At 71.8% G+C, this 13,431-nt stretch carries 6 protein-coding genes; 2 read left to right on the top strand and 4 right to left on the bottom strand.

Annotated features, from left to right (window positions below; translation table 11 throughout):
• Window positions 1-12: 12 nt before the first annotated feature.
• The 4 genes from ACZ60T_RS04050 to ACZ60T_RS04035 all read right to left on the bottom strand — a co-directional run bounded on the left by ACZ60T_RS04050 (window position 13) and on the right by ACZ60T_RS04035 (window position 5,158).
• Window positions 13-1,131: a ParB/RepB/Spo0J family partition protein gene (locus tag ACZ60T_RS04050; protein ID WP_469664218.1), complete on the bottom strand. Its 1,119-nt coding sequence runs from the start codon at window positions 1,129-1,131 to the stop codon at window positions 13-15.
• A gap of 425 nt (window positions 1,132-1,556) precedes the next feature.
• The gene (locus ACZ60T_RS04045) at window positions 1,557-2,579 is read right to left on the bottom strand and encodes an NAD(P)-binding domain-containing protein (protein ID WP_469664216.1); all 1,023 of its coding nucleotides are present in this window, start codon (window positions 2,577-2,579) and stop codon (window positions 1,557-1,559) included.
• Window positions 2,580-2,681: 102 nt separating this feature from the next.
• Window positions 2,682-4,241, bottom strand: a complete 1,560-nt coding sequence (locus ACZ60T_RS04040; RefSeq protein ID WP_469664214.1) for a hypothetical protein — start codon at window positions 4,239-4,241, stop codon at window positions 2,682-2,684.
• Window positions 4,238-5,158: an ABC transporter ATP-binding protein gene (locus tag ACZ60T_RS04035; RefSeq protein WP_469664212.1), complete on the bottom strand. Its 921-nt coding sequence runs from the start codon at window positions 5,156-5,158 to the stop codon at window positions 4,238-4,240. The genes ACZ60T_RS04040 and ACZ60T_RS04035 overlap by 4 nt, the downstream gene beginning before the upstream one ends.
• Window positions 5,159-5,821: 663 nt before the next feature.
• Between ACZ60T_RS04035 and ACZ60T_RS04030 the strand changes: the two genes are divergently transcribed.
• Together ACZ60T_RS04030 and ACZ60T_RS04025 are read left to right on the top strand one after the other, a co-directional pair.
• Window positions 5,822-6,298: a flavodoxin family protein gene (locus ACZ60T_RS04030; protein WP_469664210.1), complete on the top strand. Its 477-nt coding sequence runs from the start codon at window positions 5,822-5,824 to the stop codon at window positions 6,296-6,298.
• Window positions 6,299-6,476: 178 nt separating this feature from the next.
• Window positions 6,477-13,430, top strand: coding sequence for a type I polyketide synthase (locus tag ACZ60T_RS04025; RefSeq protein WP_469664208.1), 6,954 nt, complete (start codon window positions 6,477-6,479; stop codon window positions 13,428-13,430).
• Window position 13,431 lies beyond the last annotated feature (1 nt).

Raw genomic sequence — 13,431 nt, 5'->3', positions numbered from 1 at the left:
TCGGTTCGCTGGTCAGGCGGGAGATCGCTGCGAGATCTTCCGTGCGAGCGCCTCCCAGGCGCTGGCGCATTCCGCGGCTGCGGCGGACACCATCGCGGCCTGGTGGGAGGGGACGGATTCCGCGATCTCGTCCCAGCGTCGTACGCCGGCGATCTGCGTCTCCAGCATGCGCAGCAGCAGTCGCCCCGTCTCCGTGTAGCGAAGGGAGGGGTCTCCGCACAGGTTCTTGAAGACCGCGGTCAGATCCGCCTGTGCGTCACCGTCAGGAGTCTTCGCGACCGACGGGCTCGGCGGGTTCGGCGGTGCGTCGGGCGTGGTGGCGAGGGGCTTCTCCTCCGCGCCGATCGCCCCGGGAAGCCGGGTCGCCGGGCTCGGCGCCGGTGGCCGCGTGCGCTGCCTCGGGGCCGCCCGGCGGGGGGCGGGTACCGGGTCCTCGCCCCGCAGGACCCGGTCGCGTACATCGCGCACTGTCCCCAACGAGAGGTTCGCCTGCTTCGCTATCTCCCTCAACGGTGCGTCGGGTGATGCGGCGATGAGCCTGCCCGCGGTCCGGCGTCCTTCCGCCGCGCTGAGCGGACGGACCCTGCCGTCCCGGCCGATGCGGGAGGTGGGAGCCGTGCCCGCCGCGCTTCTGCGGCGCCGCAGTCCGCCCACGGTCGTGGCCGAGAGTCCGGTCGCCGAGGCGATGACGCGGTCGGACCACTGGGCGTGGGAGGCGATGATGCGCTCGGCGGCGCTCACCCGTTCGGCCAGTGTCAGCGGTAGGCCGTGGCCGACGTTCGACTTCACCGCCAGCACGAAGGCGTCGGCCGCGGACCCTTCGAAGAAGCAGACCTGGATCTCCGGCTGCCTGCGCAGCATGGCCACCCGGAGCCGGTGCATTCCGTCGATGACGCGCATGGTCTGGCGGTGCACGATGATGGCCGGGAGTTCCTGTCCCGAGGCCGCCAGCGTGTGGGCGTGCTCCAGGTTCTCACCCGACAGGCGTGGCGAGTCCGCGGGGAGCAGCAGCGCGATCGGCACGGTGGTGACCACGGCGAGGTCCGGGTGTCGGCCGCGGTCCCGAGGCGAGGCGCTCGGTTCACGCGTGGTGTGGGCGTGCGGCGGTGGCTCGAAGTGGACAGCACCCATGGACGTTCCCCCGTATTCGTCTCTCAGTGTCATCCAGGGTGCGACTCGACGCCGATGGCCACCTCACTGGCATCGGCAGTCGCATCCGCACCACAGTCACTGTCCTCAACGCCCGCTGAACAAGCGGCACATGCGGGTGATGAGCCCCGCGTCTTGTCCGGAAACCGTTGCCGTGAGATTACAAGCCCCCAAGAGGGCTTGCAACAAGCGCATTTGAAGTTTGAGATACTGTGTATCTTCACTTCACGCCGCTGACCTGCTTGTTCAGAAGAAGATCAACGTTTGGGACACGGTGTTTTATGGCTGAAAACCAACGACATCCCTCGCCTTGGCGCGTCCTGGGGGCAGGGCGGGCCGAGGCGAGGGATGTCGGGTGGGGGAGGAGGCGGGGGAGGCGGGACGAGAGGTGCCCGGAACCGGTCAGGTCACGCCGGTGACTTCTTCGGGTCGTCCAAGTCCGTGAAGAGCCGGGCCACCGCGGCTGCCTGCTTGCGGGCACAGCGCATCGACGCGCCCCCGCAGCCGTCGCCGTCGTGGTTCAGGGAGGCGATGCGACTGTGCGGGGAGAGACGCATGCCCTTGGTCCTGGCCGGATTCGGGGCGGGGAAGTCGAGGCCGACCGGTGCCGCGTACCCGGTCGCGGCGATGATGTGGTCGTACTTCTGAACACTGCCGTCGGAGAACTCGACTCGGCCTCCGTCGACGTGGAGGACACGGCTCGGCACGATCGTGCAGCGGGACGAGACCGTGGAGGGGCTCTTGGTGATCAGGAATCCGCGAGGCGCCTCACCTCTCGTGGAATAGCGCACGCACGTCCCCAGCATGGCGAGGGGGGAGTGCCGGGTTATCAGTCTCACCTTGCGCCCGGTGCACCACGACAGTCGGATGTCGGGCCGATCCTCGATGATCTCCTCGCAGATCTCCACCCCGCTCTGTCCACCGCCGATCACGAGGACCGACTGGTGGGGCTGGATGTGCGACAGGTCCCGCAGGCTGGAGGCGTGACAGCAGTTGTCCCCCGTCCATGCGTCCGGGATGCGCGGCGCCCCGTAGTGACCCGTCGCGACGACGACGAACGCGTACGGTGTCTCGCCGTCAGGGGTCGTGACACAGACGTGTGAGTCGTACTCCACGACGCTGTCGACGCGGGTGAGGAACCGCCTCCGCTGGAGGTCGGCTCTCTCGTCGGACCAGGACTTCAGGAGAGTGCGGAACTCCTGGACCGTCACCGTCGGCTTCCTTCTGAACTCGGGGGCGATGCACCATCCCGGATTCACCAGCTCGGTGCTCTCGCGGGTCTTGCCCCACGGCATGGGCTGCCAGATGCCACCCGGTTCGGGATCCGATGAGTACCAGTCAACGGTGTTGCCTCGGCGTGTGAACTCGCGGACGGCCTGGATGCCGAAGAGGCCGCTTCCGATTACGGCACAGCTCTTGTCCGTCGCCATGCGGTTGAACTCCCTCTCTGGGGGACTGACTTGGCACGTGCTCGGCAACCGGTCGAGCGGGTCGATACGGCGCGGCGAGCCCGTCGACTGTGATGACCGGGCTCAGCCGGCTCGTAGGTCTCTGCGTTGAAAGGCGAGAACGGCAACTGCCGCCAGGGCGAGCGCCAGGAGCGTCATGACCAGCGCGGCAGGCCGGTCCCAGGCGTCTCGGGGAACGGCACCCACCCAATGCACCGGAGACAGCCGTCGTGCCCACTCCGGGAGGTCGAGCAGGTCCGCACGCAGGCACACGACGATGCCCCAGCCGACGGCGAGCCAGGTGACGGTGACCACGCGGGGGTTCACCGACTGCAGCGCCAGGGCGATCACCGCCAGGAGCAGCACCGCCGGTGTGTACGCGAGGGTGGCCGGCACGCCGTCATCGAGATAGCCGAGGTCACCGAATCCGGCCGCGAGTCCGAGACCTGTGCAGACGCCCATGCAGATCAGCAGGACGAGCGACCAGGCGGTCACCAGCGCGGCGGAGGCTCCCCACCAACGCCCCCTGCTCACCGGGCTCGCGAGGGCGTACCCCACACGCCCGCTGATCTCCTCGGCGGCCAGCCACTGCGTGAGCTGGATCGCGGCCGCCGCCGCGAGCAGCGCGTTCATCTGCACGAAGAGCGACAGAGTGGCGTCGATGTCGGCAGTCCGTGTGGCGCCGGAGAGCGCGCTCAGGACGCTTATCTGCTTGGTCAGGTATCCGAAGGAGAAGGCGAAGAGGCTTCCCCCGACGGTCCAGCCGAGACAGACCCCGAGCGTGAGCCGGAACAGTACACGCACCGGTTTCGTCAGCCAGGACGGCGCCGCGGCTGGTCCGGGGCGTGGGGGGACGAGCCCGGCGCCTTGGTCGCGACGCGTGGCCACCACACCGGCGGCTGCGAACGAGACCGCGGCCGTCGCCGCGATGGCAAGCCACGGCCACAGCGGCGGCCGGTCCGCGAACGGACGGATCTCCGCCAGCCAGGACTCCGGATTCACCCAGGTCAGATCGAAGCCGCGGGCGTCCACCACGGCACGGGTCAGATAGCTGACCATCCAGCACGCGACGGCGAGTACGTACGAGGTGCGCGCGTCCCGGCAGCACTGGGCCACCAGGGCGCCGATGCCGGTGAAGGCCAGCATGAGCGCAGCGAGGCCGCCCGCGTACCGCAGCGATCCGGCGACCGGATAGTCGAGCGTGACCAGCGCGGCGGCACTGAGGAGGAAGGTCAGGACGGCGGTGAGGGCGGCGGCGGTCAGCCCGGCGGCGGCCGGGGCGAGCCGGTGGACCGACCCCGCGGTCAGGATGTCGAGCCGACCCGTGTCCTCGACGCTGCGGGTGAAGCGGATCGCCAGGTGCAGGCCGATCAGCGGCAGCATGATGAGGGTCAGGTAACCCAACTCGTTGGCCAGGATGCCGCCCAGGGTCTCCAGGCTGTAGCCGCGGCCCTGGAGGGCGGCGCTGCTCTGCGTGCCGACGTAGGTGGCCGCGTAGGCGTCCCGGCTCGCCTGCTCGGTGTACTTGTCGCCGATGGCGGACGCGCTGCTGGTGACGAGCGCGCAGACGGCCAGGGCCCAGCCGAGGACCTGGGCGGGCGCGGTGCGCAGGCTGATGGCGACCAGGCGCCAGTATCCCGTCATGCCGGGGTCCCCTCGGTGACCGCCGTGTCGCTGCGGTAGTTCGTCAGGAACAGTTCGTCCAGGCTCGGCGGTTCCACGGTGAGGGCCGTCGGGTCGGCCGCGGCGACGTGTCCGACCGCGCTCGCCAGCGCGGCGCGGCCGACCCGGAAGCGGGTGTGCACACCGTCCGGCTGCTGTTCGGCGGTGAGGTCCACGATGCCGTCGATGTCGGCCAACCGCGCTATGGCGGTCCCGGATATCGCGGTCACCGTCGTCAGTGTGTGGCTGCGCAGGTCGGCCAGCGTGCCCTCGCGGACCACCGCGCCGCGCCGGACGATGCTGACCCGGTCGCAGAGGGCCTCCACCTCGGACAGGATGTGGCTGCTCAGCAGGACGGTGCGGCCGGCGTCCTTCAACTCCCGGACGCACTGCTGGAACACGTCCTCCATCAGCGGGTCGAGCCCGGAGGTCGGTTCGTCGAAGAGGTAGAGGTCCGCGTCCACGCTCAGGGCCGCGACCAGTGCGACCTTCTGCCGGTTGCCCTTGGAGTACGTCCTGGTCCGTTTCGTGGGGTCCAGTTCGAACCGCTCGACGAGGGCGTCGCGCCGCTTCGGGTCGAGGCCACCCTGAAGCCGGCCGAGGATGTCGATGCAACTGCCGCCACTGAGCCCCGGCCAGAGAGCCACGTCGCCGGGCACGTAGGTGAGGCGCTGATGCGCCTGGACGGACTGGCGCCGGCAGTCCAGTCCGAAGATCCTGGCGCGGCCCGAGTCCAGCGTGATCTGACCCAGCAGTGCGCGGATCGTGGTGCTCTTGCCCGCGCCGTTCGGCCCGAGGAACCCGTGCACCTCGCCCTGCCGTACGGCGAGATCGAGGCCGTCCAGGGCCTGCGTACGCCCGAACCTCTTACAGAGAGCTTCCGCTTCGATGGCATGCATGCCGACAAGATGACACAATTTGCAGGTTCTTTCGTTATGTGAGGGTGAATCAAGTCACGGCGTGCCCGGCCGAGTTCTTCGGGCATGAGTGCTCCTCACGTCCGCACGCAGGCGGTACGGGACTGCCCCGGCCCAACGTGGGGTAAATGAAGAGTAATTGAGCGGCGGGTGTGGCAGCACTTCGATAAGAACATCGGGTCCCCCTGTCCCGCAAGCGCGGTCGCGGGCAGCGGTCGCCGATGGTGCCGCAGGCGCCCAGAATTCCCAAGTGAGCGCGGATCTTTGGGTGTTCAACCGGCCACGCTGGACGGTTGAACACCATGAGAGCCGAATGGCCCTTGCGGGAAGTGCCGAATGATGCAGGCGCGGTCCGCCCTTGGAAATCGCGAGTTTATGGCGCAATAATTGCGCTCCCGTCCACCTCCTAAGTGCATGTTCGTACGGGCGTCTATTCAGGATTGGCTGCCAATGCGGCAGTGGCCTCTTTCAGTACGGCACCTTGTTCTGCTCTCGCCTCGCTCACACGAGCAGGCGGAGGACTTTCGTTTTCGGGGGGATCGATGAACCCATGGATCGACGCCGTCGAACAGACTTTCCCGCCTCTTCCGGCGCGCTGCCGAACCCGTCCAGGAGCAGGCGCCGCCACCGCCTTGAGGAGCCACGATGAACGTTCTGGTGATCACCGAGTCCTGCTTCGGCAACACCTCGCGGGTCGCCGAGGCGATCGCCACGGGCCTGCGATCCCGCGACGCGACCGTGACCGTCGCCGCCGCGGCCTCCGGACCGGCGCTCGACGGCGTCCACCTGCTGATCCTGGGCGCTCCCACCCACAACATGGGGATTCCCTCACCGGCCTCCCGGCGGCAGGCCCGGGAGAAGGGCGGCCAGGCGCCCGCCACCGGCGTGGCGGAGTGGCTCGAGGCGCTTCCGGGCGATCCGGGATGCCGCGTTGTGGCATTCGACACGGTCACCGGCACGGGGTTCTTCTCCGGATCCGCGGCGAAGGCGATCGAGAAGCGGCTGCGCCGACGCTCCGTCAGCGTGAGCGCCCGCAAGAGCTTCCTCGTCACCTCGACGCAAGGTCCGCTGGCCGACGGCGAGTTGGAACGCGCCGAACAGTGGGGTGCCTCGCTCGCCTGAAGACCCGCCTGAAGACCCGACCGAGGACCCGACCGAGGACCCGACTGAAGACCCGACCGAGGACCCGGGCCGGTGCGCCGGCCGCCGCACGGCGAGCCGGGTGCGTCCCGGGCTCGGCCGCCTTCCCACGACCTGCCTCAGAGGCAGGACCTACGCCGCAAGAGCTGGAGATACGGACATGACGGGGGCTTCCTCCCACGAGACGCTCATCGACCGCTTCGGCGCCGTCCTGCTGGGGCGCGCCGAGGAACCGTGCTACCGGTTCCTGGCCGATGGGGAGGATCAGGTCGAGCTGCTCACCGGCGCGGTGCTCGACCGGCGTGCGCGCGCTGTCGCCGTGGCGCTGAGGGAACACGCGGCGGTCGGTGACCGGGCGCTGATCCTCTGTCCCCCGGGCATCGACTATGTGGCGGCCTTCTTCGGCTGCCTCTACGCGGGAGTGGTGGCCGTGCCCGCCTATCCGCCCGATTCCGGCCTTGTCCCCCGGATGCTCCCCCGGCTGCTGGGCGTGATCGAGGACGCCGCACCGTCGGTGGTGCTGGCGCCCGCCGCCGCGGCGGCGATGGCGGGTCAGATCGCGGAGCTGGCACCGGAGACGGCGGCGCTGCCGTGGCTGGCGGTGGACGAGGTCGACGAGGCGGGGGCGGCGGACTGGCGCCGACCGGGCGTACGCGGGCAGGATCTCGCCTTCCTGCAGTACACGTCCGGCTCCACGGGACGCCCCAAGGGCGTGATGCTCAGTCACGCCAACCTGCTCGCCAACCTGGCGGCCATCGACCAGCACATGTTCGAGGGCGCTGAGCAGAGCTGTGTCATCTGGCTGCCGCCCTACCACGACATGGGGCTCATCGGCGGCCTGCTGGAACCGGCCTACCGGGGCTACCCGGTGACGTTCATGTCGCCGCTGGCCTTCCTCAAGCGGCCCGCCCGCTGGCTCCGTGCTATCTCCGACTTCCGGGCCACCCACAGCGGCGGCCCGAACTTCGGCTACGACCTCTGCGTATCGAAGATCTCCAAGGAGGAGCGCGAAGGCCTCGACCTCAGCACCTGGCAGGTGGCCTTCTCCGGCGCCGAGCCGGTACGCGCGGAGACGCTGGAGCGGTTCGCCCGCTCCTTCGCGCCCCACGGGTTCCGCCGCTCGGCCTTCTATCCCTGCTACGGGATGGCGGAGGCGTCCCTGCTCCTCGCAGGCGGCGCGCGCACCACCGAACCGCCCCTGCTGCGGGTACGCGCCGACCTGCTGGAACGGCACCGTGCCGAGCCTGCTGGGTCCGTCGAATCCGCCGAGTCCGCCGAACCTGCCGAATCCGGTGAGTCCGTCGAGTCCGCCGAATCCGGTGCGGGCACCCGGACCCTGGTCGGCTGCGGTCAGATCATCTCCGGGCATCGGCTGGTGATCGTCGCGCCGGACACGGCCACCCCGCTGCCGGACGGTGAGGTCGGCGAGATCTGGGCCGCCGGTCCCAGCATCGCGCGGGGATTCTGGGGCCGTCCCGAGGAGAGCGCCGAGCGGCTGGAGGCCCGCCTCGCCGACGGCGAAGGGCCGTTCCTGCGCACCGGTGACCTCGGCTTCCTGCACGACGGCGAGCTGTACGTCACCGGCCGGATCAAGGACCTGATCATCGTCGCGGGGAAGAACCACTACCCGCAGGACATCGAGCGCACCGTGGAGGAGGCGCACCCGGCCCTGCGCCGCGGCGCGGGCATCGCGTTCTCGGTGGACCCCGGCGAGGCGGAGGAACTCGTCGTGGTGCAGGCCGTGCGGGGCGCCGCCCGCGCCGCGGCCGAGGAGATCTTCACCGCCGTCCGGGCGGCGATCGCCGCACATCACGGCCTACAGGTACACGACATCGTGCTGGTCGCGCCGGGGAGCATCCCGAAGACGTCGAGCGGCAAACTGCAGCGCTACGCCTGCAAGGAGGCGTATCTGGCCGGTTCGCTCGACCCGGTCGAGCGGTGGAGCGCTGCCTCGGCCCCCGCAGACTTCCCCGAGGCCCCCGCAGACTTCCCCGAGGCCCCCGCAGACTCTCCCGAGGCGCACGGCGCGTCGGCCGCCCGACCCAACCACGAGCTTCGCGCGACGTTCGAGAAGCGTCTCCTCGAGGAACTCGCCGGGCGTCTGCGCGTCGCCCCCGAACGCCTCGACCCCCAGAAGCCGCTCGCCAGTTACGGGCTGCAGTCCGTGGAACTGGTCGGGATGGTCGGCGAGTTGGAGCGGTGGTCCGGACGTTCGCTGCCGGCCACGCTGACCTGGGAGTACCCGACGGTCGAGGCCCTGGCGGCCTTCCTGGCAGACGGCGCCGAGGCCGAGGTGGCGCCGCTCCCCGCCCCGACCGCGGGCGGCGACGGCACCGAACCGGTCGCCATCATCGGCATCGGCTGCCGCTTCCCCGGCGGTGCCGACGGGCCGGACGAGTTCCGGCGCTTGCTCGGCGAGGGCCGGGACGCGGTGACGGAGGTGCCCGCCGACCGCTGGAAGGCCGCGGACTTCTTCGACGAGGACCCCACCGCGCCGGGGAAGACCACCACCCGATGGGGCGGGTTCCTCCAGGACGTCGACCGCTTCGACGCGGGCTTCTTCGGGATCTCCCCGCGTGAGGCCGCCCGCATGGACCCGCAGCAGAGGCTGCTCGCCGAGGTCGCCTGGGAGGCCCTGGAGGACGCGGGCATCGTGCCGGAGCGCCTGGCGGGCTCGGCCACCGGCGTGTTCGTGGGCGTCGCCACCAACGACTACGGTCACCTGCAGTTCCAGCGGCTCGACCAGATCGATGCCCACACCGGCACCGGCAGCGCGCTCAGCATCGTCGCGAACCGTCTCTCCTACCTGTTCGACCTGCACGGGCCGAGCCTGGCGATCGACACGGCCTGCTCGTCCTCCCTGGTCGCCGTGCAGCAGGCCTGTGCGAGCATCGTGCAGGGCGACTGCACGCTCGCCCTCGCGGGTGGCGTGAACCTCATCCTCTCTCCGGGGCTCGCGATCAACTTCGCCAAGGCCGGAGCGATGGCCCGCGACGGGCGCTGCAAGACGTTCGACTCGCGCGCCGACGGCTACGTCCGCGCCGAGGGCGCCGGTGTGGTGGTACTGAAGCCGCTCTCCGCGGCGCTGCGCGACGGGGACAGCGTCTACGCCGTCATCCGGGGCGGCGCGGTGAACCAGGACGGCCGGACCAACGGCCTCATGGCGCCCAACCCGCGCGCTCAGGAAGCGGTCCTGCACACGGCGTACGCCCGCGCGGGCGTCGCGCCGGAGGACGTCCACTACGTCGAGGCGCACGGCACCGGCACGCTGCTGGGCGACCCCATCGAGGCGAAGGCGCTCGCGGCCGTGGTCTCCGCGCGCCGTGACCGCGCCCGGCCCTGCCTGGTGGGCTCGGTCAAGTCGAACCTCGGTCATCTGGAGGCCGCGGCGGGCGTCGCGGGCCTGATCAAGGTCGCCCTGATGCTGCGCCACCGCCGGATCCCGGCGAGCCTGCACTTCCGCGAGGCCAACCCGCACATCCCCTTCGAGGAGCTGGCGCTGCGGGTGGCCGACACCGCGCGGCCCTGGCCGGCCGGGGACGGTCCGGCCCTGGCCGGGGTGAGCTCCTTCGGCTTCGGCGGCACCAACGCCCACCTGGTTCTGCAGGAGGCCCCGCCGTCGGCCGCGCCACAGCCGAATCGTTTCGGCGACCGGGCCCACCTGCTCACCGTCTCCGCCCCGACCGAGCAGGCCCTGCGCGAGCTGGCCGCCCGGCACCTGGCCGAGCTGGACGCACCGGGCGCCGAGGCCACCGTGGCGGAGTACTGCGCCGCGGCGGCGGTGCGCCGGACCCACCACGCGGAGCGACTGGCCTGCGTCGGCCGGTCGGCGGCCGAACTCCGTGACGGCCTGGCCGCGTTCGCGCGCGGCGCGGAGCACCCCCGCGTGGCCCGGGGCGGCGGGAGCACGGGCCGCCGTTCCCGGGTGGCGTTCGTCTTCTCCGGCCAGGGACCTCGCTGGTGGCCGCTCACCGCGGAACTGCTCGACCAGGAACCGGTGTTCCGCGAGACCCTGGAGCGCTGTGACGCCTCGTTGCGGCAGCACGTCGAGTGGTCGTTGATCGACCAGCTCACCATGGCGCCGGAGCGCTCCCGGCTCGACGACCCCGGCGTGGTGCAGCCCGCCACCTGTGCGGTGCAGATCGCCCTCGCCGCCCTGTGGCGATCGTGGGGCGTCGAGCCGGACGCGGTGGTGGGACACAGCGTGGGGGAGATCGCCGCCGCGCATGTGTCCGGCGCGCTCGATCTCGACGACGCGCTCCGCGTGGCCCTGCACCGTGGCCGGGTGATCCGCGCCGTGATCGGCCGGGGCAAGATGGCCGTCGTCGGCGCCACGTTCGACGAGACGCAGCGGATCCTGGACCGGCTCGACCACGGATCGGTCTCGGTCGCCGCGAGCAACAGCCCGACGTCGACCGTCATCTCGGGCGAGACCGCGGCGATCGAACGCCTCGCCGCCACCCTCGACGAGGAGGGGGTGTTCTGCCGGGTCCTCGAGTCGGTCGACTATGCCTCGCACAGCCCCCAGATGGAGCCGTTGCAGGGCGAGTTGCGGGACGCGGTCGCGGGTCTCACGCCGCGTCCGACGGACCGTACCGTCATCTCCACCGTCACCGGGCGGGCCATCGAGGGCACGGAGCTGGACGCCGGGTACTGGGCGACGAACCTGCGCCGACCGGTGCTGCTCGACCAGGCCGTCGACACCCTCCTCGACACCGGGCACGACGTCCTCGTGGAGATCTCCGGTCATCCCATGCTGGTCGGCGCGCTCACCGAGAAGCTCGGGACCCGGGGCCCGGAGGGCGTGGCCGTGGCGTCGCTGCACCGTGACCGGCCCGGCCGCGCCGCTCTGCTCGGCGAGCTCGGCTGGCTGTACTGCGCGGGCTTCCCGGTCGACTGGACGCGTCTGTACGGGGACGTACCGCCGGTGGTACGGCTCCCCGCGTACCCCTGGCAGCGAGAGCGTTGCTGGCTCCCCGACATCGAGGAAGCGTCGGCCGCGGGGGAGGGGACGGCGCCGCCACGCTCCGGCGCCGAGGACGCGCTCTGGCAGAGCGTCGAGCGCGGCGACCTGGAGGCGCTCGGCGGCGTACTGGGAATCGCGGGCGCAGCTCAGCGCGACGCCCTCGCCGCCGTGCTCCCCGCTCTCACGGCCTGGCACCGGGAGAGCCTCGACCGGGAGACCGCCGACGCCTGGCGCTACAAGGTCGCCTGGACCCCGACGGCCGGTACGGCCACGGCCGCGCTGCCCGGCACCTGGCTGGTCGTGACCCCGGACGGGCCGGTCCCGGACGAGCTGACCGGATGGCTGCACGCGGCGATCACCGCGCGGGGCGGCACGGTCACCGAGATCGCCGTCGCCGCGGACGCCGACCGCGCGGCGCTCGCCGCCGCGCTCGACGGCCCCGCCGGGCGCGAGCCCGCCCTGCGCGGAGTGGTGTCACTGCTCGCCCTGGACGAGACGCCGCTGCCCGATCGACCAGGGCTGCCATGCGGGGCCGCCCAGACCCTGGCACTGGTGCAGGCGCTGGGCGACCTCGGCGCGAGCGCGCCGCTGTGGCTCCTCACCCGCGGCGCCGTCGGCACCGGTCCGGACGACCCGGTCACCCGCCCCGTGCAGGCGCTCGTCTGGGGACTGGGCCGGGTGGTGGGCCTGGAGCATCCGGAGCGCTGGGGCGGCCTCGTCGACCTCGCGGGCCCGCTCGACGAGGCCGCGGGCGACCGCCTGGCCGCCGCCCTCGGCAACCCGGACCACGAGGACCAGCTCGCGCTGCGCCCCGGCGGCCTCCTCGCCCGGCGGCTGGTACGGGCGCCGTCCGACGACTCCGAGCCCCCGGCGTACCGGCCCGAGGGGACCGTCCTCGTCACCGGCGGCACCGGCGCGCTCGGCGTCCACCTGGCGCGTCGACTGGCGCGGCGGGGCGCGGACCATCTCGTACTCGCCAGTCGACGGGGTCCCGACGCCCCTGGCGCCGCGGACCTCGAGGCGGAGCTCACCGAGCTGGGCGCCCGCGTCACGCTGGCCGCCTGCGACGTGGCCGACCGGGACGCCCTCGCCGCGCTGCTGGACCGGCTGGAGGCGGCCGGTGACCAGGTCCGTGCCGTGTTCCACGTCGCCGGAGACGTCTCGCTGGTGAAGCCGCTCGCCGACACCACCACCGCCGAGCTGGCCCAGGTGGTCGCGGGCAAGGACGCGGGCGCCCTGCACCTGCACGATCTCCTGCGCCGCCCGCTCGACGCCTTCGTGCTCTTCTCCTCCATCACCGGGGTGTGGGGGAGCGGGCGCCAGTGTGCCTACTCCGCCGCCAACGCCTGTCTGGACGCGCTGGCCGAGCACCGTCGCGGCCTGGGACTGACGGCCACCTCGATGCAGTGGGGCCCGTGGGCCGGGCGGGCGCACGACGAGCACGAGCACGAACTGGCGCGCCGGGGACTGCGGCTCATGGAGGCGGGCCCCGCCCTCGTGGCGCTGGACCGCGCCTTGGGCCGGGACGAGACCACCACCGTCGTCGCCGACGTGGACTGGTCCCTGTTCGCTCCCGCCTACGCCGCGGCACGCCCCCGTCCGCTCTTCGACGATCTGCCCGAAGCGCGGCGGGCCCTCCGGCCGGGCACTCCTGCGACGGGTGACAGCCGGACGGGCGAGCTGCGCCGGGCGCTGCTCGCGGTGCAGCCGGGACGACGGCGCCGCGACGTCCTCGTCGACCGGTGCCGACGGGAGGTCGGCCGCGTGTTGCGGCTCGAACCGGCCCGCGTCAACGTCACCGTGCCGTTCACCGGCATGGGCCTCGACTCGCTGATGGCACTGGAGGTCAAGAAGGGCCTGGAGACCGCCGTCGAGGCCGCCCTGCCGGCCACGCTCGCCTGGCGCTATCCGACCATCGACGCGCTCGTGCCCTTCCTCGCCGAGCGCATGGGGATCCCGCTCGACGCGACGGCCGCCGACCCGCCCGCCGCACCGCCCGAGACCGCCGCGCCCGCCGAGCCGGAGCTAGACGTCGAAGCGCTCAGCGACGACGACGTCGAGGCGCTTCTCCTGCAACGACTGGAATCCCTCGAACGACCGGAATCCCCTGAGGGAGGCCGACATGACGCTGTCGAAGAAAGGGCCTGAC

It is taken from the genome of Streptomyces sp. NPDC104371, assembly GCF_055583785.1.
Note: the sequence above shows the minus strand (reverse complement) of the source record. Positions and strands in the feature narration are given on the sequence as shown.